Consider the following 24,886-nt stretch of genomic DNA (forward strand, 5'->3'; position numbering starts at 1 on the left):
ATAATTACATGTAATTATAAGCTTTTTAACGCAAATTTTATTAATTGTTCAACCGTTAAAACATCACTATTTTTTGCCATATGTTGCTCAATAACCTTCTCAGCGGCGTTTTTAGCAAAACCTAAGGTAACTAAAGCAGACAAAGCCTCTTCGCGCACAGTAGCATTTGCCGGGGCGGCAGTAAGGCTATCCGGGCCTTCTTTTTTAAGCTTATCCTGCAATTCAAGTATAACCCGCTGTGCAGATTTAGGGCCAATGCCTTTAATTTTTTGAATGGTGGCTACATTGCCCTGCACAATTGCGGCCTGTATTTCTGTTGGCGTTATGGACGACAGCATCATGCGCCCGGTAGACGGGCCTATACCTGAGATAGACACTAGGTGCAGAAAAAGGCGGCGCTCGCCCTCATCGGCAAAGCCATAAAGGGTATGCGCATCCTCTTTAACGTGCAACCATACAAACAGCTTGCAGCGCTCGTGGCTGCCAAGCTGTGAGTATGTATTTAATGAAATATTGATATGATAGCCAACACCGCCGGCATCTATTACAACATAGGCGGGGCTTTTAAAGGCCAGTTTGCCATCAATATAATCGTACATAATTTATTTAGATCTTCTTTTTTTTGACTGATCTGCTGATTGTGCACACTTAACCTGCGCATCAATCACCGCAATGGTAACCATGTTTACAATCTCGCGTACCGAACTACCCAATTGTAACACATGTACCGGTTTTTTCATACCCAAAAGAATAGGCCCAACAGCCTCGGCACCACCAATTTCCTGCAATAGCTTGTAGGCAATGTTACCCGACTCAAGTGTCGGGAAGATCAAGGTGTTGGCAGGCTTTCCATTCAGTGTCGAAAATTCAAAATTCTCGGCAAGCAGCCTTGGGTTAAGCGCGAAGTTGGCCTGCATCTCGCCGTCAACTATCATATCCGGGTATTTTTCATGCAAAATGCGCACAGCTTCACGGGTTTTCTCAGGTATCTCCCCTTCGTTCGAGCCGAAGTTTGAGTATGATAGTACCGCTATCCTTGGTTTGATATTCAGCTGGGCTATCGAACGCTCCATCAATACTGTAATGTCCACCAGCTCCTGCGCGGTTGGGTTTACATTGATAGTAGTATCGCCAAAAAACACAGGGCCCTTTTCGGTTATCATGAGGTACATACCGGCAACGCGGTTAACACCTTCTTCGGTACCGATGATTTGCAAGGCGGGTTTTACCGTTGTTGCATAGTTTTTAGTAAGGCCCGATATCAGCGCATCGGCTTCGCCAAACTGAACCATGCATGCACCGTAATAGTTACGGTCGGTCATTAGCTTTTCCGCCTCGTATAAGGTTATACCACGACGCTGACGCTTTTTAAAGAAATATTCGGCAAACTCCTGGCGGCGCTCTGTTTCAAGCTTAGGATCAATGATCTGCACATCGCCAAGATCAAGCTCATTCTCGCGCATGATCTTTTTAATGCGCTCAACATCGCCCAACAATATGGGGGTAGCCACGCCTTCGTCTTTAACAATCTGCGCAGCACGTAGTATTTTATAAGTATCGGCCTCGGCAAAAACAATGCGTTTTGGTTCCTGCTTGGCCTTGTTGGTCATATCGCGCAGCAGCTTGTTATTGTTGCCCAGTCGCGATAGTAGCTCTTCGTGGTAAGCATTCCAATCGGTAATTACCTTACGCGCCACACCCGATTCGATAGCCGCCCTTGCCACTGCCGATGACACCTCGGTTATCAGCCTTTGATCCATTGGTTTCGGGATGATATAATCGCGGCCGAATTTCAGATTGGTAATGTTATATGCCAGGTTTACCGCTTCGGGCACAGGCTTTTTAGCCATCTCGGCAATTGCTTTAACAGCGGCAATCTTCATCTCCTCGTTAATAGCAGTTGCCCTTACATCAAGCGCACCACGAAAAATGTACGGGAAGCCCAATACGTTGTTTACCTGGTTAGGAAAATCTGACCGGCCGGTTGCCATGATGATATCCTTACGGGCAGCCTTGGCTACGTCGTAATTGATCTCGGGCTCGGGGTTGGCCATTGCAAAGATAATAGGGTTTTTAGCCATGCTAACCACCATATCTGCAGTAACAACGTTACCTGCCGATAAGCCCACAAATACGTCGGCACCTTTCATGGCATCTGCCAAGGTAGTAACATCGGTACGCTGAGTAGCAAACTGCATACGCAACTCATCCAGGTCATCACGTTGCGGGGTAAGTACGCCGTTGATATCAAACATTACAACGTTTTCCTTTTTAACCCCAAGTGACAGGTACATTTTGGTACATGATACGGCAGCCGCACCGGCACCGTTCACCACCATTTTAATTTTATCAAGCTTTTTACCTTGTATTTCGCAGGCGTTCATCAGCGCAGCGCCCGATATTATGGCGGTACCATGCTGATCATCGTGCATTACTGGAATGTTCATTTCTGCTTTTAACCTGCGTTCGATCTCGAAACAAGTAGGGGCCGATATATCTTCAAGGTTTACACCGCCAAAAGTTGGCTCAAGTGCCTTTACTATGTTTACAAACTCGTCAACATTCTGGGTATTTACCTCCAGGTCGAACACATCAATATCAGCATATATTTTAAACAGCAGGCCTTTACCTTCCATTACCGGCTTGCTTGCCTCAGGGCCAATATTACCCAAACCCAGTACTGCAGTACCATTACTAATAACAGCTACAAGGTTGCTTTTTGCAGTATACTTGTAAACATCCTCAACATTTTCGGCAATGCGAAGACAAGGCTCGGCTACACCCGGCGAATAGGCTAAAGTTAAGTCGCGTTGAGAATTGGTTGGTTTGGTAGGTACTACCTGTATCTTACCCGGGCGGCCATTTGAATGATAATTCAATGCGTCCTGCTTACGGTTGCTGCTTTTATTCATCTCTTCTCTTAGGTTATGAGGCCTCAAAATTACAATTACTTTTTTTGAACTGGCTAATAAAAACCTTTAAATTACCCTCTTGTATAGCATGTAGTTTTACTAATCCAAAACATCATAATGGAAAACATCCTGAAAGAAATATCAATATTGGCAATCGATTTAGATAAAGATGCCTTTACAAACAAGCAGATAGAAGATAAATGGCTTGGCATAGATGCTGCGACATTAGCAGATATTACAGCGGCAGAAGAACGTTTAGGTATTACCTTACCGGACGATTATAAAAATTTCCTTTTAATAACAAATGGTTTTTTCACCCCAGCAGATAGTACTGAGCCAACATTTGAAGAGATTAGGAAAATTGACTATTTAAAAAACATTGATGAATTTCTCCTTGAAATTTGGAACCGGGAGGAATTGGCAGATGAAGGGAATGAGCTAAGCAAAAGTATTGTTATTGGTGGAATAGATGATGAACAATATTATTTGTTAGTACCTCCAATCGATAAAACAGGAGAATGGAAGTATTTTAAATTTGCTAATTGGATACCAGGAGTATATTCTTACAATAACTTAGAAAGTTATTTCACTTCAGTTAAAGAGCTTTTGATAAATCATGGGTAATCCCAATAAAAAAGCCCGGCTTCGAAATTCATCAAAGCCGGGCGCTGTATATTGTTTAATTAACCTCTTGTAATTCTGATTGATAAACCGGGTTGTAATTGCACTGTTTTACTGTTACCAAACTCAAGATTCATCTTAAGCAAGTCATCAACCTTAACACCGTATTTGGCGGCAATATCATTAAAAGTGTCGCCTTTCTGGGTAATATGCCAGGCAGGCAGGGTTTTACCGTTTGCTTGTATAGAGCCTGCAGACGGTGTTTGCATAGCCTGGTTTATGGCAGACATAGGAATTTGATTTGGCTGCGCCGATGCCATAAATACCGGCGGCTGCTCGCGCACTACCGGCACAGGTCCGTCCGGGTTGGTAAGCACCTGTGTAAGCGCAGCATAACGCAGCTTTGATATTTGTGGTATTATAATGCTGCGTGGCTCCTTGGCCGATCCGTTTACGATGAGCTGTTTGTAGCTTGGGTTAAGGGCTATTGCGTCCTTCATGGTTATACCAAGCACCTGCGCTATTTTGCTAAGCGGAACAAGTTTTGATACCGTTACCGTATCTGTTTGAGTAAACATTTGGCAGGCGTAGGCCGGTATGCCGTGCCTGTTGTAATAATTCATGACGTAATTAACCGCGATGAATGCCGGTACGTATCCACGCGTTTCGGCAGGTAATAATTGGCGGATTGACCAATAGTCATGCGCACCGCTCTGCTCAAGGGCTTTGGTAACATTGCTTTTACCGCAATTGTATGAGGCAATGGCCAGCAGCCAGTCGCCAAATTGTTGGTATGCGTCTCTTAAATATGCAGCAGCAGCGTAACTTGCCTGTACAGGATCGCGACGCTCATCTACATAGTCGTTCATTTTTAATCCGTAGATCTTGGCCGTTTCTGACATAAACTGCCATGGGCCCGCGGCACCTACTCTTGAGTTTGCAGCCGGGTTAAGTGCCGACTCAACTATCGACAAGTACTTAATCTCATCGGGTATACCGGCTTCACGAAAAGCCTTTTCATAAATCGGAAAGTAGTATTTTGAGCGGCCAATAATAAGCCCCATCTCGTTGCGGCGGCTCATATAGGTATCAATATAGCTTTGCACGTATTGGTTGTAATCTAACTGCACATCCTTTCGGATGGAATCCAGGCGGCGTTTGTAAATTACATTTTGGTAGGGCGATACGGCTACCTGCGCAACGGGTAGTAGCTCGGTTGTATCTGCCGCGGTAAGGGCGACAGACTGAACAAAATTGGCTTTTACTACTTGTAGGAAAGATGTACAAATAATTAAAGTAAATAGTCTCTTCATACTTTGAGGTTAAAAAGGGCTTATTTAAAGCAGCAAACTATTTACTAATATATTAATAATTTATAGCTGCAAGAAATACTCAGAAAAATTCAATAACTCTTGTTCGGAAAAGGCGCGGGTAAGAAATTGTAATCCTAACGGCAAACCTTTGCTGTTATTGCCTGCCGGTACAGAAATTGCCGGTAACCCCGCAAGCGATGCCTGCACTGTAAAAATATCGTACAGGTAAGTTACAACCGGGTCTTTTTCAGTTTTACCAAGTTCAAATGCAGGCTCGGGAGCTGTTGGGGTTAAAATAAAATCGTACTCGGCGAGTAATTCATTCGTTTTCTGGCGAATAAGCCTGCGTACCTTTTGCGCCTTTGCATAGTACGCGTCATAATAGCCCGCACTAAGTACAAATGTGCCCAGCATGATACGGCGTTTTACTTCTTTACCAAACCCTTCTGAGCGGGATAGTTTATAGGTGGATGTAAGGTCGGTAGCGTTTGGGCTGCGATAACCATAATGTACACCATCGTAACGGGCCAGATTTGACGATGCTTCTGCAGTTGCCAGGATGTAGTATGATGGTACCAAATAATCTAATAGCTCGAAACTTACCGGTTTAACCGTATGCCCTTCGGCACGTAGTTTTTCTATCGAAGTGATTAAAGCGTTTTTAACTTCGGGATCGACTCCCGGGCTGGATATGGCCTCCTGCAGATAAGCTATCTTTTTTTTACCAGGCGCGGCAATTTCTGCAGCATAAGCCGGAACCGCCTTTTGAGATAACGTACCGTCGAAATCGTCTGCACCGGCCATTATCTCTAACAACAGCGCTGCATCATAAACAGACTTTGTTAAAGTGCCTACCTGGTCAAACGATGATGCGTAAGATATGATGCCGTTACGTGATATGCGGCCGTATGTTGGTTTGAGGCCCACTAATCCACAAAACGATGCGGGCTGCCTTACTGAACCGCCCGTATCTGTACCGATAGCGGCATGGCACATATTGGCCTGCACAGCCACAGCGGAGCCGCCCGATGAACCACCTGAAACCCGCGTTTCATCTGCATAGTTTTTTACCGGGCCAAAGTATGATGTTTCATTAGCGGCGCCCATTGCAAACTCGTCGCAATTACAGCGGCCTATAATGATGGCATCCTCCGCAAGCAAACGCTCAACAATGGTAGCCGAATATACAGAAGTAAAATCTTCAAGAATTTTTGACGACGCTGATACCTTGTGACCTTTGTAACAGATATTATCTTTAATACCGATTACCATACCGGCTAACCTGCCGACGGTACCATTTTGTATACGGGCATCAACATCAGCCGCTTTTGCAAGTGCACTTTGCTCAAATACCTCGTTAAAAACATTTAACCGGGCATTGGCTTCTATTTGCTGTAAGTAACCTTTTACAAGACCTGTTGCCGTAACATCTCCGTTTTGCAACCCTCTTTTTAAATCCTTATAAGAGGCATAGTTTATAGACATGCGCCTAAAATAAAAAACTTATCTGTTGAAGCATAAAAATTTCAACAGATAAGTTATCAGTTATGCAGCCGCCTAAACAGCTGCCGTTAAAAAGGAAGTTTAATTACTTAAACTTTTGGCTTCTCTTCAGTAACAGTGTTAGCAGTGGTGCCGTCGCTGTTTTGTGCGTCTTTAAATTCTTTAACGCCTTTGCCTAAACCTCTCATCAGTTCAGGAATTTTTTTACCGCCAAACAATAATAGTATTGCGATGATGATCAAAATGATCTCTGGTGCGCCTAATCCACCCATGATTTCTAAATTTATGTAATTAAATATTTTTGTTAATTGTGTTCTTCTCTCTTAGTTTCCTCAGCTCCGTGATTCTTGGTTAAATCAATGGTGCTGGTGTGCGTATCTGTTGCCACGGGTTTTTCCTCAGCGTTGTTATAGGTTTCAGGTGCCTCTGGGTTGCCCAATTCAGGTGCATCCTCAATAGCATCAGTTGCCGCATGGCTATTATATGCCGAAATGGTACCGGCTACCGGTTCGTAGTTATAATTACGAGCAGTTTCTTCAAGTGGTTCTTCAGCTACAGGCTCGCTATCTGCAATTTGTTTGGTTTCGGGTTTTTTGCTCTCGTAATTGTTGATTTGGTTATTTATTTCGCGTTTAACATCATCAGATGCATCTTTAAAATCACGAATACCTTTACCTAACCCACGGGCAAGTTCAGGAAGTTTTTCACCACCAAACAGCATTAGCGCTGCTAAAACGATCAAAATCATTTCGCCGCCGCCAATGTTTAAAAACAAAAAAACTGAACTTAACATCTTCTCTCCTTAACCTTATAATTACAAATATAAACAAATAATATACGAATGTTTGTTTATTAATTGTCAGCAAGCCAATACTTAGGGTCGGTTGCTGCTGTACCTTTATATAATGAAAACAACACTTCCGACTCGCCCGTTGCCGAGTCTGTAGCCACTGTTCCTATACTCTGTTTAGTATTCACTTTTTGACCCTTTGACACGTTTACCGACTTTAAGTTACCATAAGCCGTTAAATATTCGCCGTGCTTAATAATGACCAAATAAGTACCATAAACATCCCTAACAGCCGATACTTCTCCCTCAAATACTGCCCTTACGGTAGCATCCTTACCGGTGCGTATCTCGTAACCCGAACTTTCATTACGGATACCCTCTGCATCGGTATAAGTACCAAAACCATGCAACAACTGCCCGCTGGCTACTGGCCATGGTAAACGGCCCCGGTTGCCCAAAAAGTCGTTTGATAGCCTTGCAGCCTCCGGTGTAGCATTTAGCACCTCGCTGTTGGTTGATGATTTTGTAATGGCCTTACGTGTAGGCGCCGGTGCAACCTCACGGTTCTCGGCCCTGGCTTTGGCTGCTGCTATTGCTGCCGCCCTTGCCCTTTCACGCTCCTCTGCTTCGGCCTTGCGCCTTGCCTCTTCTACCTCGCGGCGTACGGCTGCATTAATTGCGGCACGTAATTGCGATAGCCTTTTTGTAACATCGCGCTGCTGTTTTTTAAGCTCGCCCTGATGTTTGGATATATCGCTTATAACTTTTACCTGGTTGTTTTTCTCTTTACCAAGTGTTTCTTTTTCTTTCTCCTGCTCGCTCAGCAAATTGTTCTTTTCTTTTTTGCTGCGGTCGAGCTGGTTTATCTTAACATGCAAGTCCTGCTGGGTACCTTGTATATAACCGGCCTGGCGCTCACGATACGTACCGAACTGCTGTAAATACTTTAAACGGCGATAAGCCTGATTAAAGTCTTTAGCGGCAAAAATAAACATCAGCTTATTGTATGCACTTTGGTTGCGGTAAGCAAAAAGCACCATGCCCGCATAATCTTTTTTAAGCTGATCAAGCTGCTGCTGTAATGTACGTACGGTATTATTGTTCTGCGAGATTTGATTATCTAAATTTCTTACCTCGGAGTTTATATTGGTTATCTTTTCTTCACGCAAATTAATCTGCGCTTTCAGGATATTAAGCTGTTTTAACGAAACCTTTTTACTGCTTGCTGTTTGCTCGTATTCGCGGTTAAGCTGATCCAGCTCGGCGCTAAGCCGCTCACGACGGCGCTTAAGTTCAGCACTACTTTGCGCAAATGCGCCGGTAGCAACCAGTAAGCCAACACCAATCAGGGCAATTTTAAAAAACTTCATCCACCAAAAATATAACTTTTAATTAGCAGGTTGGTAACTTTTTGGAATACTGAAAGGATATTCTAACGGTATATCAAAGTCCACCTTAGTATAACGCAGGCTTGCAACTATCTTTTTATTGCCGGCTGTAGAGTTTATATCAATTTGCGACGGAATTACCCTGGTGCCTGCCTGTGTAAACGCGCCATTCGTAACCTGCAACGATTGCTTTACCGCCTGGTTGGTAAGTGAGGTTTGTGACACCTTGAGATCGGCCCCTAACAATAGCTTGTAAATATAACCCTGCAAGTTGCCTGTTACGGCTGTGTTAGTGCCCTCGGGTGTGTAAACTGCGCTTTCTGTAAGTAACTCGCTAATGGCATTACCTATTAAAATGGATTGTATTGTTTTGAAATTTACCTGCCTGCCTGCAAATTGCTGCACATAATTAAAAGGCTTTTTAAGATATAAGCCCTGCAAGCGGTTTACAACCAATAAACTATCAGGCGTGATAACTGCACGTGCCACCTCAATACCGGCAATAGCGGTTATAGATACCCAGATCTTTTGATCGCGATTGATGCGGATATTTAGGGTAACATCATTGGCATCGCCATTAACATCAAGCTTGGCCTTAGCCTTACCGCTAAAGGTATTAAAAGTGGTTTGCTTTGATCTGATAGCTGCCAGCCTGGTTTCGGTATCGTTAACTTTCGCTGCGGCAACCGAGTCCACAACGGGGCGTTTCACTACCGCTAATTTTTTGGAACAGCTTGCTGCCAAGACCAAAAACGCCAGCAGTGCTATTTTATTCAATATATTTTTTCTCATTTATCTTACGGTCTATAAGGGTTGATGCGCCACCAATTGATTTTGCCTTTTCCCATTTTTGTACAGCAGCATCGGTGTTACCCAGTAAAAACAAAATATCGCCATAATGTTCTGTTTGTACTGCGCTGCTATTTGCTCCATGTTGGATAGCTTTTTCCATCCAAAGTTTAGCCTCGGCATATTTTTTCTGCCTGAAAAGTATCCATGCGTAGGTATCTTCGAACGATGCGTTATTAGCTTTTAGCTCGTTACTGCGCTTTGACATTGTTGCAGCTTTCTCTAATTGCTCGTTCCTTACAGATAGGTAATAGGCGTAATTATTTAACACGAAGGCATTGTCCGGGTCGTAGCTTAAGGCTTTCTCATAAGCTGCGTCCGAGCTTTTATTATCGCTTACAGCATGGTAACAATCGCCCAGTGCCGAATAGCTTTGAGCCAGTATTTCTTTATCATCTGTTTCCAGGCTCACCACATTTTTAAGATAACCAATGGCTTTGTTGTAATCCTTTTTCTGCTGCCATGCCACGCCTACAAAGTAATTCATCAGTGCCTGGTTTGGAAAGTAAGATAATGCATTCTCACCGTCGCGGATGGCGTCATCAATTAGGTTATCAGCAAGTTCTATGCGCACTAATTGCTCGTGTACAATATAAAATTGCGGGTTAAGCGTTAACGCTTTTTTATAGGCCACTCGCGCCTCGGGCACTTTTGAGTTTTGTAAAAGCATATCGCCATAAATAGCAAATGCTTTGTCGCTTGCTGGGTGAGCCTTTATCAAAAGTGTGCTTAATTCAAGTGCGCTTGCCCTCGCGTTAGCATCCGGAAACTTGGGTACATAGCCTAAAATAATTCGCAGCTTTTGTTCGATATCAATGTCGGGCACAGCGAAGGCCACCTCAAGTTCCTTAAAACTGGCATCGTAACTTTTCCGATCGCGGTAAATATCGGCCAGCGCCAGGTGCACTAACCCATTTTTAGGATCCGCCTTTTTTGCACGCTCCAAAACGGCTATAGCTTTATCATTCAGGTTATTTGAATTATAAATTTCGGCCAGCATCAGGTAATATTTAATTTGCCCGGGGTTGGCTGCAATCATTTGTTCAATCGCATCGGCAGCCTTCGTTATATTTCCCTGTTTTAAATAAATCTTTTGTCGGCTGGCCAGTAATTCATCGCTCGGGCCGGATATTTCCTCAACTCTATCGTAAAACTTTAGGGCTTCGTCATATCTCTTTAATAAATAAAGCGCGTTTGCCTTATCAAAGTAATAGTCGGCCTTTTCGGGATTAATGCGTATCAACTGGTTGAACACATTCTCGAGCTTGGCTACATCATTGCTACGCTCGTAATTATCAGCAAGGGCCACCCAGTACCATTCGTTATCGGGCTTTATGGAAGCGGCTTTCTCAAGCAGCGGGCGGGCGGCCGCGTAATTATTTTGATTCTTCTGCAGGTTGGCCAGCTCAAATAACGAGGCATCATTAGCCGGATCAATCTGCAAAATCCTGTTAAACAGTTCTGATGCCTGCTTGTAATTTTCGACTGTCTTTTCGCGCAGGCCGGTAAAAAAAAGCTGTTTTACAAGACCGCTGTCTGCATAGGTAAGCGGTTTGCCACCCGCAGCCAAAACCTTATTAGGCACACTGTTATTTTGAGCAAACCCTGTTGCCGATAAACCTAAACCCAATAAAATTAATGCAGGTATCCTCATTATTTTGCCGGTGCGAAACATACCCAAAGGGCAGTTGATGTATCGATTAAGTTATTTAACGTTTAAATATAGCTTTAAGTTCGTTACGCTCCAGATAAAGCGCGCCCAAAGCAAATAAAATAAACAAACCATTACCGATAAATATATTCCGTTTAAAAACCACGAACGATAAATAAACGAGTACCACCGATATTAAGATGTAAGCGAGGTTTTTATTTAAGTTATAGGGAATAGGGTAGTTTTTTTGACCCCATATGTATGACATGATCATCATGCTGGCATAGGCTATAAGCGAAATCCAAGCGGAAGCGATGTAACTATACTTTGGTATGTAAATGTAATTCAACACGATAGTTAAAAAAGCCCCGATAACAGAGATATAAAGCCCATATTTGGTCTGATCCGACAATTTATACCAGATAGATAAGTTGCCATAAATGCCAAGGCTTACGTAGCCAAACAACAACGGCGGTACCACACCTATGCCCGTCCAATATACATTGCCCGGTTTATTCGCACCCATAATTATGTAAGCAAATATATTTACGTTTGCTACCAAGCCAACGCATATTACTGTAACCACAATTACAAAGTAATTCATAACCTTGGCATAGATCTCCCCTGCATTTTTATTTTTTGCATGGCTAAAGAAAAATGGCTCAGCGCCAAGCCTGAATGCACTTACAGTAATACTTAAAAACAAAGCTATTTTGGCGCACATGCCGTAAATACCTACCTCTTTATCACTTATCTCGGTAGGTAGCAATTGCTTAAGCATCGTCTTATCAATCGACTCGTTTATTATAAAAGATATATTAGCAATTAGCACGGGCCAGCTATAAACGAACATATTCTTAAGCATTTGCATATCAAACCTTAACCTGAGTTTGGATATTTCTGGCAGTAACAATAAAATTGTGAATACGCTGGCAGCAGCATTTGATAAAAATACATACCCAACCCACTTTGCCCTATACCACGAAGCAAACCACTCAGCACTTGCCATGTGATGCCTTAGGATATATGGTATTACAAACAAAAAAAACAGGTTGAAAGACAGCATCAGGATGATGTTCGCCAGCTTTATGGCTCCAAAACGCATAGGCCTTCCGTCAGCCCGTATTTTTGCGAACGGAATTACACAAAAGGCATCACATACAAGAATGAAAAGAAAACACTTTAGATAGAATTTGTAATCCCGACTGTCTTGCGTGGCATCGGCCGACAGAAACTCCACTATGGGATTCAAAAACAACAAACAAGAGAGCAGGAAGATCAAGGATACTGCGATAATAACGCCAAAGGAATTATTATAGACCTGCTGCTTACGATCTGAATGCTTGTTAAGATATCTGAAAAATGTACTTTCCATACCAAATGCCAGTACAGCATTTGCCAGGGATGCGGTACCGTAAAGCGAGGTAAAAATGCCGTTGCCTGCAACGGGCAAAGTGCGGGCGTAAAGCGGAGTAAGGATAAAGGCTATCAGCCTTGAAACCATAGTACTCAGACCATAAATTAAGGTTTGCCCGGCAAATTTTTTAGCTGTTGACAATTATCGAGAGGGGGCTATGTGGGTAGATGGACTATTTTTTAACTACCTCAAAATTACGATAGTTTTTCAATTCGCCTTCATGCGTTTCAACGTCGGCAACAAGAGCATCTTCGGGTCCTTCGTTGCACCAGTCCAAAAACATATCGAGCGTGGCTTCGTCGGCCTCGGCCTCAATAAAAACGCTGCCATCAACCTGATTACGCACTACACCGCGCACACCAAGCTGATCGGCCACTGCCTTTGTAGATTTGCGAAAGAAAACGCCCTGCACCGTCCCGGTTACAGTTATATCAAGATGTTTCATTTTTTACTGATGCAAATAATTCACGCAAAGGTAAACGTATAACTGCCACCATTAAAAAAGATTGTATCGAAAATTCAACTAAACCAGCTTTCTAACTGTGGTTTCGGGCGTGAGTTTGGTACCATCCATGCCGGTAAGCAGGTTTAGTCCGGGCGTTTTGCCGGGCTCTATGGAACCCTTACTATCATCGATACCTAAAAATTCGGCCCCGTTTATTGTAGCCCACTTAATTAGGGTATCAAAACCTATTGATGGGAAATTTTTATCGATGGTTTGCATTTCACTTAAAATGCAAAGTTTTGTATTTGAAGCCAGGCTATCTGTACCGAGGGTGATATTCATATCCTGGTTTAAGAACAACTCAATTTTTGGCAACCTTTTTTCGATGTAAATATTGGCATTGGGGCAAAAGCACCAATTGATCTTACGGTCGAACCGTTTTATGAAGTATATATCCTTAAGATTGGTGCAGGTGTTATGAACCAGCAATACTTTTTGCCTATTCGAGAGCAATGGCACTATGGATTGTAAGGAGTTGCGCGCCTGCGGCTTAAAAAAGTCGATATTAATATTCAGGTGCTTGTACAGGTCTAAAAATGCGCCAAGCTTGTAGCGGTAAAATTTATTCTCCTCCTCGCACTCCTGGTTGTGAATGCTCAGCAGGTTGGTTCCGGTATCACTGTACTTCTTAATCAGCTTGAAAAGCTCTTTGGACACCGTGTAAGGAGCATGTGCAGTGATTGAGGCAGACTGCGGTTTAAATTTTTCAAGAGTTGCCAAAGCTCCCTGAAAAGCGGCCTCGGCACCGGATGGTACAAAACCCAGTATCTCTACAAAAGTATGATAGTAAAGATTACTCGCGGCTTTTAAATTGGCAGTAAAAGAAGTGTTTGATATATCGCCAACTGCTACAATACCGTTATCGCGCATTTGCTTATCCGCACGCTCAGCTGCTTCTTTGATAATGGCATCCTCAAATTTTCCTCTGAAACCCAGAATGTCCTGGATAAAAGGGATAAGGCTGTTGCCAGGTGCTATTTGCCCTTCAAGGTGGGATAACTCGGTATGGCAGTGCGTGTTTATGAAACCCGGGGTAATTACGCCACTAAGGGTTTCGATTTCGGTATCAGCGGGAAGTGTTGTTTTATCATCAGTTACAGAGAGAATCTTTCCGGCATCATCAACGGTAACAATTCCATTCTTTAAGGGATCGGCTTGTATGGTATAAACGTAATCGGCTATAAAACTTCTCATTCAATATAACTTGGTATCTTCAAATAATCCTTCAAAGCACGCTAATTAATTTATTAAAAACAACGTTAACCTATAGTTATTGTTTTTAATGTTATAAAAGAATGACTTAAAAGGGGGCAGTAATTTTTTAAAATTAAGTACTTTTGCAACGTGAACAACAAAAAAGGAAAAATAGACATCCGTAGCCTTACACTTGAAGCTCTGCAACAGCACTTTATCAACATGGATGAAAAGGGCTTTAGAGCTAAACAGGTGTATGAATGGCTTTGGAAAAAATCTTGCTTATCCTTTGATGAAATGAGCAATATTTCAAAAGAACTTCGTACTAAACTTAACGAAAACTTTGTAATTAATAACGTCAAAGTTAATTCGTCACAGATAAGCGCGGATAAAACTATAAAAAATTCTTTTATATTGCATGACACGCACTTAATTGAGGGCGTTTTAATACCTACAACCGACAGGATGACGGCCTGCGTATCATCACAAGTGGGTTGCAGCCTTACCTGCAAGTTTTGTGCTACCGGCTACATGGAGCGCAAACGCAACCTTAATCCTGATGAAATTTATGACCAGGTAGTGCTTATTGACAAGCAAGCGCGAGAGAACTACGGCATACCGCTTTCAAACATTGTATACATGGGTATGGGCGAACCTTTGCTTAACTATGCCAATGTTTTAAAATCTATTGAACGCATTACAGCCGAAGATGGCCTTAACATGGCGGCTAAACGCATAACGGTTTCTACAGCGGGTATTGCCAAGATGATTCGTAAACTTGGCGACGATCAGGTAAAATTTAATCTTGCCCTTTCGTTACACGCCGCAAATGACGAAAAGCGTAATGCCATTATGCCTATAAATGAGCAAAACTCATTAAAGGCACTTGCAGACGCGCTTAAATATTACTACGCCAAAACCAAAAACCCTGTTACCTATGAGTACATTGTTTTTGATGGTGTGAACGATGGCCTTGAAGACGCTAAAGAGCTTGCCCGCTTTTGTAAACACCTGCCATGCAAGGTAAATATCATTGAATACAATCCTATATCATTCGCAAATTTTTTAAATGCGGATGAGGACCGCATCGAGAAATTTGCCGATTATCTACGCAGCCAGGGCGTAAATACTCATATACGCCGCAGCCGTGGTAAGGATATTGACGCAGCCTGTGGCCAGCTTGCCATAAAAGAAAATGAAAAAGATGCTGCTGCTGTGGTAGCGTAGCTTTTGAGAACATTTTTGTTTTGCTTATATTTGATTATCATGCAAACAACATACCGACTTAAAGCGAAGGAGTTAAGCATAGATTTTTTGGAATCTGTTAAATCTGTATTTACAGGAAAAGAACTTGAGATTACTGTTAAATCTATCGAAAGCAACGAACAAAAAACCGCGGCAAATAGAAATGCTTTACTTAAGATGATGGAAAACATCAGCAAAAACGCGCCGGTTATTGCTCATGATGTAGACATACGCTCAATTATTGACGACTCGCACGCTGCCGGATTTTAATGTATGTATTATATAGATACCGATGTACTGATACATTTTTTAGTCAATCAAAATTCTTCCCTCCACTCACAAGCTAAAATATTACTGCATCAATTTGTTGAAGAAGGTAATCTGTCTTTATCCTGGTTAAGCATACAGGAAGCGGCATTTGTATTGGCAAAACTTAATCAACCCAATGATGTCATAATAACAAGCTTGGATTTTTTAACTGCAACTATTCCGATTAATTATGGACCTGCAGAATTTGCCCGAGCTGTGACACTTGCCAAATTAGTCGGATTTAAAAATTTCAATGATTGCCTGCACACGGCTATAGCTGAACAATATTGCACAGACCTTTATACATGCAACATTAAAGACTTTGGAATCATAAAAGATCACACTTTCCTAAATATACACTTTGTACGATAGCCATTGACCAAAACAAATGAGCATAGCACGCAGCTACCTGTCAAACTTCGTATCACTGATATTTCCGCAGTTGTGCGTGGCCTGCAACCAGAGCCTTATTGGCGGCGAAGATTTACTTTGTACTAACTGCCGCTATAGTCTGCCGCAAACCAATTTCCATCTACATTCAAATAATATAGTTGCCCAGCAATTTTGGGGGAAGTTGCCTTTTGAGGCTGCGTACGCCCTTTACCACTTTAATAAAGGTGGCGCTGTGCAAAACATGATGCACAACTTTAAATATAACGGGATGAAAGAGATTGGCAACTTACTTGGCAACATTGCCGGCGCGCAGCTGGCGGATAATGAAATATTTAAAACTGTTAATTTTATTATCCCGGTGCCGCTTCACAAAAAACGATTGCGCGAACGGGGCTATAACCAAAGCGAGTGCTTTGCCTACGGCCTGGCTGATAAATTAACGGCTGAAGTAAGCACAGGAAATTTGATACGAACGGTGGCTACAAAAACGCAAACACATAAATCGCGCTTTGCAAGGTTCGAGAATATGAAAGAGGTATTTGAAGTAGCCAATCCGGACCTGCTGGCTAATAAGCACGTGTTGCTGGTTGATGATATAGTTACCACTGGCTCAACATTGGAAGCCTGCGGCGCCGAATTACTTAAAGTTCCCGGACTAAAACTGAGCATTGCCACTATAGCGTATGCGGAGTAGTCCACTTAGGTATTTGTAATTAGTTATTAGTAGTCAGTGAAAGTCCTATTTACTGATTACGGTTCACTGCTAACTATAGCTAATCAACTAATTACTGCCTCTGATAGCGGCTTAATTTTTCGAAAAGAGTTTTTGGGTCAAAAGGTTTCAAGATATAGTCGTTCATGCCGGCGCCTTCAATCTCGCCCATTTCGTTGCTTAGCATCGAGGCAGTAAGGGCAATAATTGGCAGGTTCTGAAAATATGCATCAGCTTTGCCCCTGATGATGCCGGTAGCTTCAAGACCGCCCATTATCGGCATGTGTATATCCATCAAAACAACGTCAAAGCTTTTAGATGCTTCCAGCTTGCTGATGGCTTCCTGTCCGTTCTCGGCAAAATCGGCTGTCGCACCCCATTTTTTCAGCACCTTGTTTATAAGGAGCCTGTTAATCTGGTTATCGTCAACCACCAATACGTTAATAGTTAGTCCTTGTTCCACTTTATTGTAATTAATAACTATATGGTCTTCAACCCTTGTAAAGGTAATTGCAAACCAAAACGTCGAGCCTTCATTCAATACACTTTCTACGCTTATCCGTGAGTCGTGCAGTTCAATAAGGCGTTTGCTAATAGCTAAACCAAGGCCGGTACCGCCATAATTACGGGTTGTATCTGCCTCAGCTTGTTTAAAAGATTCAAATATGGTGTTTAATTTGTTTTTTGCAATACCAATTCCGGTATCTGTTATGGCAAAACGTATTCTTATAGTGTTTTTTGTTTGCTCAAGTACCTTCAAATCTATCATTACACCACCCTTATTGGTAAACTTGACTGAATTGGTTACCAGGTTAAGCAATATTTGAGTAAGCCGCGCACGGTCGCCAATTACCAATTCGGGCACTTCGGGGTCTATATCACATTTAAGGTAAATATTATTCTGGGCAACCTTATATTGCATAGATGCCGTAATTGTTTCAACCAGATCGCGCAGGTTTACACGGGCCTTTTCCAGTTCGATGTTGCCGGTTTCGATCTTGGTAAAATCAAGCACATCGTTTATTAGGTTCATCAGGTTTTCTGCCGAAAACTTGAGGATGTTCAAATTCTCCTTCTGGCTCTCCAGCGGACTCTCATCAAGCAACAGGTGCGACATCCCTATCACCGCATTTAGCGATGTACGGATTTCATGACTCATCACACCAATAAACATATCCTTGGCGCGGCTTAGCTGCAAAGCTTCTTCTTTCGCAGCAATTAATTCCAGTTCGGCCTTTTTCTTGGCTGTTATGTCAATGATAACTTCAATGTATTTTTCAACTTTGCCATCATCATCGGTAATTACCGAGTTGATAACCGTTATCCATAGCGGTTGACCGTCTTTACGGTAAATCAACAAGTCGACCTCAAAAGATTGCTTTAGTTGCGACAGCTCGCGGGCTTTTTGAATGATAGAAGCATCAGTAAGTTCGCCCTTAAGCGAATCGCCCAGGTGCTTACCGCTCACCTCGATAAGGCTGTAACCCGTAATTTTTTCGAAGGCGCTGTTTACCCACTCTACCTTTCCATCGGCGTTGTTTATAACCACACCGCTGGTGGTGCTGCTGGCTACTAAAGACAAGGTCATGAGTTGCTCTTCGGTCTCTTTACGCTCGGTAATGTCAACCATTACTCCTATCTGGCGCTCTACGCTACCTGCATCATTAAACAATGGGCTGTTTGATACATGCACCCAGGTTTTTGACCCATCCTTACGGTAAATTTTTATCTCAACCTCATAAGGCTTATTTTCTTTTACAGATTGTACCGCATGATTGTAAACAGATAAATCCGACTCGGGGCCGATCAGCTTTTCGCCGATAGTATGCCCTTTAAGTTCGGCAAGTTCATAGCCGATGATCTTTTCCAATGACTCGTTCATCCAAATTATCCGGCCGTCGCCCCCCCGTATCATGATACCGCTCGGCGATTTTCGGGCAGCGAACGATAATATTTCAACGTCATGCTCAGCTATCTTCCTTGCAGTGATATCGATAATTATACGTATACACTTCTCAACAGTATTGCCCGGTCCGTAAATGGTTGAATTTGTAACAGAAATCCAAATGGGCTGCCCGCTTTTGGTGTGCATAAAAAGCTCAACCTCGTACGATTGATTTTTGTCGCGGGCGTCAAGCAACTTGCTTTCGGTTTGTATATTTTCCGTTTTGCCTTTTAACACATCGCCAAGAAACTGGCCCTCAATATCCTGTTGCGAGTAACCCGTTATGGCCTCAAATGCATCATTTGTCCACACCACTTTATCGTGTGCATCGCTTATTACTACACCATTCTTGATCTTACTGGCCACTAAAGATAACTGCTCCGTTTGCAGTACCAACTGCTTTTGGAAGGTAATATCCCTGCCGCTGGCATACCATTTACCCGCTTTGTTTACAGCGGTCCAGCTGAGCCATTTAACATCACCGGCTGCGGTAAGCGTTTGCGTTTCCAGCTCAATTGGCTTTTCGCTGGCTTTAGCTTTCTCGATAAGTGGCACATATAGCTCCCGGCTACGTCCTGCTACAAAATCCCATAACGATTTACCAATGGCTTGTTGCTGTGTATAGCCTAAGATATCGAGCACGGTATTATTAATGATCTCGATATTAGCCTCAGCATTAGCAATAAAATGTATTTCAGACGAGTTGTTGAAAAGCGTTGCAAACTCCTGGTGCAGGTTTATATTCTGTTCCAGCTCTTTCTTTTGTTTACGAAGCAACAGGTGTGACATTACCTCGCCTGCCAGCGTGGTGAGCGCGTCGCGTTGCTCTGCCGTAAGCTGGCGGGGTACCACGTCGAGCACGCAAAGGGCACCAAGTCGGTAGCCATCAGGATCAATAAGCGGGGCTCCGGCATAAAATCGTACGCCGTTATCAGTATCTACAAAAGGATTGGACTTAAAGTCGCGGTGCAGTTTGGTATCTGGCACCTCAAAAATTTCATTGCCCTGTATAGTATAGCGGCAAAACGAATCTTGTATAGGGGTTTCGGAGATATCTAACCCAATCTTTGATTTAAACCACTGCTTTTCATCATCCAGCAGTGTTATTAACGCCATTGGCGCCTGGCATATATAGTATGCCAGGCGCGTTATGGCATCAAATTCTTTTTCGGGCAATGTATCTAAAACATCATATGAAGCTAAGGCCGATAGGCGGCTTTTGGTTTCGTCATGATGTTTTAGCTCATTATCCATTTATCTATCAACTCAAATCTTTATCGCGGTATAACGGAAAATCCTCCATCAGCTTGTGAACCTTTTTACGGATTTTATTTAGCGATGTTTCATTTTCCGGATCAGTAATTACAGCATCTATCAGGTCAACAATGGTATCCATGTGTTTTTCCTTTAAACCGCGCGTTGTAATAGCCGCAGTACCCAGGCGGATACCCGACGTAACAAACGGCGACTTATCATCAAACGGAACCATGTTTTTATTGGCAGTAATATCGGCTTTAACAAGTGCATTTTCTGCCGCCTTACCTGTTATATTTTTATTGCGCAGGTCGATAAGCATTAAATGGTTATCGGTACCGCCGGATATGATATCATAACCTTTTGCAACAAAAGCCTTTGCCATAGCAGCGGCGTTAAGCTTAACCTGCAAAATGTATTTCATATAGCTATCGCTAAGTGCTTCGCCAAACGCAATAGCTTTAGCAGCTATAATATGCTCGAGCGGGCCACCCTGCGTACCGGGGAAAACAGCCATATCTAGCAATGACGACATCATCCTCACCTCGCCCTTAGGTGTTTTGTGGCCCCAAGGGTTCTCAAAATCCTTACCTAACAAAATAAGGCCGCCACGCGGGCCGCGCAATGTTTTGTGGGTGGTGGTGGTAACAATATGGCAATGCGGCAGCGGGTCTGTTAATAAACCGCGGGCAATTAAGCCTGCCGGGTGCGAAATATCTGCTAGTACCAAAGCGCCAACTTTATCGGCGACGCTACGGATAAATGCATAATCCCAATCGCGTGAGTAGGCAGATGCACCGCAGATTATTAATTTTGGTTTTTGCTCAAGTGCAACCTTTTCAAGCTGAGCATAATCTATTAAACCGGTTTCTTTAACCACGCCGTAAAAATGCGGCTCGTAAAGCTTACCAGAAAAGTTTACAGGCGAGCCATGTGTTAAGTGGCCGCCATGAGAAAGGTCGAATCCTAATATTTTATCGCCTGGCTGCAGGCAGGCCAGCATAACCGCTGCATTTGCCTGTGCGCCAGAGTGAGGCTGTACGTTTGCCCACTCGGCATTGAATAATTGCTTGGCGCGCTCAATAGCGATGGTTTCAATTTCATCAACTATTTCGCAACCGCCATAGTAGCGCTTGCCCGGCAGGCCTTCGGCGTATTTATTGGTAGCTACAGAACCTGCAGCCTCCATTACCTGTGGGCTCACAAAGTTTTCTGAAGCAATAAGCTCGATACCTTCTTCCTGGCGTTGCTGCTCTTCATCCAACAGCTTAAAAATTAGTTTATCTCTTTTCATTGTTGTAGTTAAAACGCCGTAAAAATAGATATTTGATTTGTAATGTGGCTTTTGGATGAAAACTTTATGTTATTAACAATCAGTAATAACGATGCGGTTGAGTTTAAGATTACATAGCTACTGAAAAGTAAAATCGATAGTCAAAACCCTAAATTAGAGTATTACAAAATATACAACAAAACTTAATTATCTTGTAAAATACTCAATATAGGTTGATCGACGGCCCGGTGTACCAAACTGTTCTGTAAATAGCACCAGGTTATGTTCGTTAAGCGTTTTTATAGTGAAGGTTACCTTGCTATCATAACGTGGCTCATACATCGTAAATTGGTTGCCGGATACCGTATAAGTACCTGTCTGATTTTCGGTAGTATTTAAATCTTCTCTTGCAATATATGAACCATCTGCTTTGAGGTTAAGAAATCCATCGCTTGGCCCGGTTGCATCAACTGAAGAAACGGAGCCATTGGTATTGTATTGGACAAGGGTATCTTTGGCAAATTTCCAATTACCAACAATGCTTATTGCAGCGGGTGCCGGGGAAGGAGTGGGTGTGTTAGAATCATTTTTACTGCAGCTTGCAACGATAACTCCCACAAAGACAAGTAACAATAAATTAAGGTTTAGTTTATTTTTCATCCGATGAATATAAAAAATAAATTCAGACCTTACTTTAAGATTTTCTAATTGAATTTCTTAGGGCAGCTTTCTACGTCTCAACATCTCTTGGTTCTATCCAAAAATTGTTGAAACCCAAGCCAATAGTTATATGTATAAGTTCCTGCTGAAGCATCTCCAGCACAGCTAAAAAATTATAAACGAAGTGCACTTTATTTTCCGACCGGGCGGCAATATTACTAAAATCGAGTTTGCTGTTTATGCGTAGCAAGTCGGCAATGGCTGTTTTTTGCTGCTCGATGGTGTAGGGGTATTGCGTTACGGTATGCGTTACCTGTTCGGTGCGGCTCATAAACTGGCGCATAACACGGCTATAAACCATCATGAGGCGATAAAGGCTTAGTTCTGACAACTCCTCACCGGGGGTGGCAACTTTTTCTACCTGCTCCAGATCGGCTTTAATGTTGCCACGTTTCTCCTGCATAAAACGCTCCTCTTCAAAGGGGCGCAACTCATCACAAAGCTCCTTAAACTTTTTATACTCAATAAGCTTGCGTATCAGCCCTTCCTTGGTATCCATCTCGTTTTCTTCGCCTTCGGCATTGTGACGTGGCAGCAGCATTTTAGCCTTGATACGCATCAGGGTGGCGGCCACAAAAATAAACTCACTGGCAATATCCATGTTCAGGATACTCATCTGGTGGATGTAGTCCAGAAAATCGTTGGCAATACGGGCGATGGGGATATCATGTATATCCAGCTCGTCCCGCTCGATAAAAAAGAGCAGCAGATCAAAGGGTCCCTCAAACTGGGGCAGCCTTATAGCAAAGGACTCGTCTGTCATACAACTCAAATTTACATCATATTAAGTATAACTTTTAAACTATTGTTATTTACAAAACAATAGTTACCTTTATTATATTCCATGTAAATACTTACTTTTGTGAGTTATCATACTCTATTAAATTGTCCATGCAGGTACCCGCCGGTAATCTTTTAAAACGCATTAACAACCCTTCTGATTTAAAGCAGTTTAAGGAAGACGAGCTTGAACAAGTATGCGATGAATTACGCCAGTATATTATTGATGTTGTATCGGTAAATGGCGGCCACTTTGCGGCAAGCCTTGGTGTGGTTGAGCTTACTGTAGCGCTGCAATACGTGCTTAACACGCCTTACGACCAATTGGTGTGGGACGTTGGCCACCAGGCATACGGGCACAAAATACTTACCGGCCGTCGGGATGACTTTCATACCAACCGTTTACATGGGGGCATAAGCGGTTTTCCTAAACGCAGCGAAAGCATTTATGACACTTTTGGCGTTGGCCACTCGTCAACCTCAATTTCTGCAGCTTTGGGTATGGCTGTTGCCTCGCAATACAAAGGCGAGACTGACAGGCAGCACGTAGCCGTTATTGGCGACGGCAGCATGACCGCAGGTATGGCTTTCGAGGCGCTTAACCATGCCGGTATCGAGAACAGCAATTTGCTGGTGATACTGAACGATAATAACATGGCCATTGACCCTAACGTTGGTGCGCTGAAAGAATACCTTACAGATATTACCACCTCTAAGCCATACAACCGGTTTAGGGATGATATTGCTAATGTGTTAACCAAGCTGTCCTCAATTGGGCCTGATGCTTTCAAGATTGCCAAGAAGATCGAAAAAAGCATAAAAGGCACATTGCTTAAAAAGAGCAACTTTTTTGAGGCGCTTAAATTCCGCTATTTCGGCCCGGTTGACGGCCATGATGTAAAACACCTGGTAAAATTGCTGCAGGATTTGCGCGAGATTCCCGGACCAAAACTTTTACATTGCATTACCACCAAAGGCAAGGGCTATGCCCTGGCCGAAAAGGACCAAACCAAGTGGCACGCTCCCGGCTTGTTCGACAAGATAACCGGCGAGATTAAAAAGACCTATTACGACAAACCGCAGCCGCCTAAATACCAGGATGTTTTTGGCCATACCATTATTGAACTTGCCGAGGCCAACCCTAAAATAATGGGTATTACCCCGGCAATGCCATCGGGATGCTCATTAAACCTGATGATGAAAGCCATGCCTCATCGCGCTTTTGACGTGGGTATTGCCGAGCAGCACGCGGTTACTTTTAGTGCTGGTTTAGCAACACAAGGGTTAACACCTTTTTGCAACATATACTCGAGCTTTATGCAACGCGCGTATGACCAGGTTATTCATGACGTGGCTATACAAAACCTTAATGTTGTGTTTTGCCTTGACCGCGCAGGTTTTGCCGGGGCCGACGGCGCTACACACCATGGTGCCTATGATTTGGCTTACATGCGTTGTATCCCGAACATGACGGTAGCTGCACCAATGAACGAAGAGGAGCTGCGTAACCTGATGTACACTGCCCAGTTAGATAATATGGGTCCGTTTGTTATACGCTACCCTCGTGGTAACGGTGTTATGGTTGATTGGCAACGCCCAATGAAGGCTATAACCGTAGGCAAGGGCCGCAAGGTTTGTGACGGCGAAGAAGTTGCCATACTGTCTATCGGCGCTATAGGTAACGAAGTAGTTAAGGCTACCACTGCGCTGAACGAGGAAGGTTACTACCCGGCACATTACGATATCCGCTTTGTAAAACCACTTGATGCCGACTTGCTGCACGAGGTTTTCCAAAAGTATCCAAACGTTATAACTGTTGAGGATGGTTGCCTTGAAGGCGGGATGGGATCTGCCATTTTAGAATTTATGGCCGATAATAAATACAGCGCAAACGTTGTTCGTCTGGGTATACCGGATAAAGTTATCGAACACGGCGAACAGCCCGAACTTTGGGCCGAATGCGGTTACGATGCAGCTTCTATAGCCATGCAGGTAAAAAAATCAGGCATCACGTTGAATAAGCATATTATAGCGTCGTAATTCGTTGCTTTCAAAATTTAGAGAAACCCTCTTTGCATTAGCAAAGGGGGTTTTTGTTTTCGTAAGAGTGAA

22 protein-coding genes are annotated in these 24,886 nt (G+C 43.1%); 6 read left to right on the forward strand and 16 right to left on the reverse strand.

Going from position 1 to position 24,886, the window contains the following annotated elements:
- Window positions 1-14: 14 nt before the first annotated feature.
- Window positions 15-599: a Holliday junction branch migration protein RuvA gene (gene ruvA / locus FPZ43_RS05995; RefSeq protein WP_146380947.1), complete on the reverse strand. Its 585-nt coding sequence runs from the start codon at window positions 597-599 to the stop codon at window positions 15-17.
- A 3-nt stretch (window positions 600-602) separates the two neighbouring features.
- Window positions 603-2,912, reverse strand: coding sequence for an NADP-dependent malic enzyme (locus tag FPZ43_RS06000; protein WP_146380948.1), 2,310 nt, complete (start codon window positions 2,910-2,912; stop codon window positions 603-605).
- A 117-nt stretch (window positions 2,913-3,029) separates the two neighbouring features.
- Between FPZ43_RS06000 and FPZ43_RS06005 the strand changes: the two genes are divergently transcribed.
- The gene (locus tag FPZ43_RS06005; protein WP_146380949.1) at window positions 3,030-3,536 is read left to right on the forward strand and encodes an SMI1/KNR4 family protein; all 507 of its coding nucleotides are present in this window, start codon (window positions 3,030-3,032) and stop codon (window positions 3,534-3,536) included.
- 59 nt (window positions 3,537-3,595) lie between these two features.
- Here FPZ43_RS06005 and FPZ43_RS06010 read toward each other — a convergent pair whose 3' ends face one another.
- The 10 genes from FPZ43_RS06010 to FPZ43_RS06055 all read right to left on the reverse strand — a co-directional run bounded on the left by FPZ43_RS06010 (window position 3,596) and on the right by FPZ43_RS06055 (window position 14,143).
- A complete protein-coding gene (locus FPZ43_RS06010) occupies window positions 3,596-4,846 on the reverse strand; it encodes a lytic transglycosylase domain-containing protein (protein WP_146380950.1) in 1,251 nt (416 codons plus the stop codon).
- 60 nt (window positions 4,847-4,906) lie between these two features.
- Window positions 4,907-6,331, reverse strand: a complete 1,425-nt coding sequence (gene gatA / locus FPZ43_RS06015; RefSeq protein WP_146380951.1) for an Asp-tRNA(Asn)/Glu-tRNA(Gln) amidotransferase subunit GatA — start codon at window positions 6,329-6,331, stop codon at window positions 4,907-4,909.
- Between the two features lie 107 nt (window positions 6,332-6,438).
- Window positions 6,439-6,621 (reverse strand): twin-arginine translocase TatA/TatE family subunit, encoded by a 183-nt coding sequence (gene tatA, locus FPZ43_RS06020; RefSeq protein WP_146380952.1) that lies wholly within the window; start codon window positions 6,619-6,621, stop codon window positions 6,439-6,441.
- 32 nt (window positions 6,622-6,653) lie between these two features.
- A complete protein-coding gene (locus FPZ43_RS06025; RefSeq protein WP_146380953.1) occupies window positions 6,654-7,142 on the reverse strand; it encodes a Sec-independent protein translocase subunit TatA/TatB in 489 nt (162 codons plus the stop codon).
- A 59-nt stretch (window positions 7,143-7,201) separates the two neighbouring features.
- On the reverse strand, window positions 7,202-8,509 hold the full coding sequence (locus tag FPZ43_RS06030) for a murein hydrolase activator EnvC family protein (protein WP_146380954.1): 1,308 nt from the start codon (window positions 8,507-8,509) through the stop codon (window positions 7,202-7,204).
- Between the two features lie 18 nt (window positions 8,510-8,527).
- A complete protein-coding gene (locus tag FPZ43_RS06035) occupies window positions 8,528-9,319 on the reverse strand; it encodes a DUF4292 domain-containing protein (RefSeq protein WP_146380955.1) in 792 nt (263 codons plus the stop codon).
- Window positions 9,297-11,030 (reverse strand): tetratricopeptide repeat protein, encoded by a 1,734-nt coding sequence (locus FPZ43_RS06040; RefSeq protein WP_186461771.1) that lies wholly within the window; start codon window positions 11,028-11,030, stop codon window positions 9,297-9,299. Before FPZ43_RS06040 ends, FPZ43_RS06035 begins: the two co-directional genes overlap by 23 nt.
- A gap of 55 nt (window positions 11,031-11,085) precedes the next feature.
- Complete coding sequence (locus tag FPZ43_RS06045; protein ID WP_146380957.1) at window positions 11,086-12,585, reverse strand: oligosaccharide flippase family protein; 1,500 nt, start codon at window positions 12,583-12,585, stop codon at window positions 11,086-11,088.
- A 31-nt stretch (window positions 12,586-12,616) separates the two neighbouring features.
- A complete protein-coding gene (locus FPZ43_RS06050) occupies window positions 12,617-12,889 on the reverse strand; it encodes an acylphosphatase (protein ID WP_146380958.1) in 273 nt (90 codons plus the stop codon).
- Window positions 12,890-12,967: 78 nt separating this feature from the next.
- Entirely contained in the window at window positions 12,968-14,143 is a 1,176-nt protein-coding gene (locus FPZ43_RS06055; protein ID WP_146380959.1) for an amidohydrolase family protein, read from the reverse strand.
- A 150-nt stretch (window positions 14,144-14,293) separates the two neighbouring features.
- Between FPZ43_RS06055 and rlmN the strand changes: the two genes are divergently transcribed.
- From rlmN to FPZ43_RS06075, 4 genes are read left to right on the forward strand one after another with little or no spacing between them, the layout of a single operon-like run.
- The gene (rlmN, locus tag FPZ43_RS06060; RefSeq protein ID WP_146380960.1) at window positions 14,294-15,370 is read left to right on the forward strand and encodes a 23S rRNA (adenine(2503)-C(2))-methyltransferase RlmN; all 1,077 of its coding nucleotides are present in this window, start codon (window positions 14,294-14,296) and stop codon (window positions 15,368-15,370) included.
- 39 nt (window positions 15,371-15,409) lie between these two features.
- Entirely contained in the window at window positions 15,410-15,658 is a 249-nt protein-coding gene (locus tag FPZ43_RS06065) for a hypothetical protein (RefSeq protein ID WP_146380961.1), read from the forward strand.
- Between the two features lie 3 nt (window positions 15,659-15,661).
- Window positions 15,662-16,069 (forward strand): type II toxin-antitoxin system VapC family toxin, encoded by a 408-nt coding sequence (locus tag FPZ43_RS06070; protein WP_146380962.1) that lies wholly within the window; start codon window positions 15,662-15,664, stop codon window positions 16,067-16,069.
- 16 nt (window positions 16,070-16,085) lie between these two features.
- Window positions 16,086-16,784 (forward strand): ComF family protein, encoded by a 699-nt coding sequence (locus FPZ43_RS06075; protein WP_146380963.1) that lies wholly within the window; start codon window positions 16,086-16,088, stop codon window positions 16,782-16,784.
- Window positions 16,785-16,875: 91 nt separating this feature from the next.
- Here the strand turns inward: FPZ43_RS06075 and FPZ43_RS06080 are convergent, their stop codons facing one another.
- From FPZ43_RS06080 to FPZ43_RS06095, 4 genes are all read right to left on the reverse strand, one after another.
- A complete protein-coding gene (locus FPZ43_RS06080) occupies window positions 16,876-20,001 on the reverse strand; it encodes a PAS domain S-box protein (RefSeq protein WP_146380964.1) in 3,126 nt (1,041 codons plus the stop codon).
- Window positions 20,002-20,008: 7 nt separating this feature from the next.
- Complete coding sequence (glyA, locus tag FPZ43_RS06085) at window positions 20,009-21,295, reverse strand: serine hydroxymethyltransferase (RefSeq protein WP_146380965.1); 1,287 nt, start codon at window positions 21,293-21,295, stop codon at window positions 20,009-20,011.
- 186 nt (window positions 21,296-21,481) lie between these two features.
- Entirely contained in the window at window positions 21,482-21,934 is a 453-nt protein-coding gene (locus FPZ43_RS06090; RefSeq protein ID WP_146380966.1) for a lipocalin family protein, read from the reverse strand.
- Window positions 21,935-22,004: 70 nt separating this feature from the next.
- Complete coding sequence (locus FPZ43_RS06095; RefSeq protein WP_146380967.1) at window positions 22,005-22,757, reverse strand: segregation and condensation protein A; 753 nt, start codon at window positions 22,755-22,757, stop codon at window positions 22,005-22,007.
- A 128-nt stretch (window positions 22,758-22,885) separates the two neighbouring features.
- Between FPZ43_RS06095 and dxs the strand changes: the two genes are divergently transcribed.
- Window positions 22,886-24,814: a 1-deoxy-D-xylulose-5-phosphate synthase gene (gene dxs, locus FPZ43_RS06100; protein WP_146380968.1), complete on the forward strand. Its 1,929-nt coding sequence runs from the start codon at window positions 22,886-22,888 to the stop codon at window positions 24,812-24,814.
- Window positions 24,815-24,886 lie beyond the last annotated feature (72 nt).

This window comes from Mucilaginibacter pallidiroseus (assembly GCF_007846085.1).
In the GTDB taxonomy this organism is placed as follows: domain Bacteria; phylum Bacteroidota; class Bacteroidia; order Sphingobacteriales; family Sphingobacteriaceae; genus Mucilaginibacter; species Mucilaginibacter pallidiroseus.

Coding starts and splice junctions, on each gene's coding strand:
- ruvA (WP_146380947.1), bottom strand. CDS start 599: ATGTACGATTATATTGATGGCAAACTGGCCTTTAAAAGCCCCGCCTAT.
- FPZ43_RS06000 (WP_146380948.1), bottom strand. CDS start 2,912: ATGAATAAAAGCAGCAACCGTAAGCAGGACGCATTGAATTATCATTCA.
- FPZ43_RS06005 (WP_146380949.1), top strand. CDS start 3,030: ATGGAAAACATCCTGAAAGAAATATCAATATTGGCAATCGATTTAGAT.
- FPZ43_RS06010 (WP_146380950.1), bottom strand. CDS start 4,846: ATGAAGAGACTATTTACTTTAATTATTTGTACATCTTTCCTACAAGTA.
- gatA (WP_146380951.1), bottom strand. CDS start 6,331: ATGTCTATAAACTATGCCTCTTATAAGGATTTAAAAAGAGGGTTGCAA.
- tatA (WP_146380952.1), bottom strand. CDS start 6,621: ATGGGTGGATTAGGCGCACCAGAGATCATTTTGATCATCATCGCAATA.
- FPZ43_RS06025 (WP_146380953.1), bottom strand. CDS start 7,142: ATGTTAAGTTCAGTTTTTTTGTTTTTAAACATTGGCGGCGGCGAAATG.
- FPZ43_RS06030 (WP_146380954.1), bottom strand. CDS start 8,509: ATGAAGTTTTTTAAAATTGCCCTGATTGGTGTTGGCTTACTGGTTGCT.
- FPZ43_RS06035 (WP_146380955.1), bottom strand. CDS start 9,319: ATGAGAAAAAATATATTGAATAAAATAGCACTGCTGGCGTTTTTGGTC.
- FPZ43_RS06040 (WP_186461771.1), bottom strand. CDS start 11,030: ATGAGGATACCTGCATTAATTTTATTGGGTTTAGGTTTATCGGCAACA.
- FPZ43_RS06050 (WP_146380958.1), bottom strand. CDS start 12,889: ATGAAACATCTTGATATAACTGTAACCGGGACGGTGCAGGGCGTTTTC.
- FPZ43_RS06055 (WP_146380959.1), bottom strand. CDS start 14,143: ATGAGAAGTTTTATAGCCGATTACGTTTATACCATACAAGCCGATCCC.
- FPZ43_RS06065 (WP_146380961.1), top strand. CDS start 15,410: ATGCAAACAACATACCGACTTAAAGCGAAGGAGTTAAGCATAGATTTT.
- FPZ43_RS06070 (WP_146380962.1), top strand. CDS start 15,662: ATGTATTATATAGATACCGATGTACTGATACATTTTTTAGTCAATCAA.
- FPZ43_RS06075 (WP_146380963.1), top strand. CDS start 16,086: ATGAGCATAGCACGCAGCTACCTGTCAAACTTCGTATCACTGATATTT.
- FPZ43_RS06080 (WP_146380964.1), bottom strand. CDS start 20,001: ATGGATAATGAGCTAAAACATCATGACGAAACCAAAAGCCGCCTATCG.
- glyA (WP_146380965.1), bottom strand. CDS start 21,295: ATGAAAAGAGATAAACTAATTTTTAAGCTGTTGGATGAAGAGCAGCAA.
- FPZ43_RS06090 (WP_146380966.1), bottom strand. CDS start 21,934: ATGAAAAATAAACTAAACCTTAATTTATTGTTACTTGTCTTTGTGGGA.
- FPZ43_RS06095 (WP_146380967.1), bottom strand. CDS start 22,757: ATGACAGACGAGTCCTTTGCTATAAGGCTGCCCCAGTTTGAGGGACCC.
- dxs (WP_146380968.1), top strand. CDS start 22,886: ATGCAGGTACCCGCCGGTAATCTTTTAAAACGCATTAACAACCCTTCT.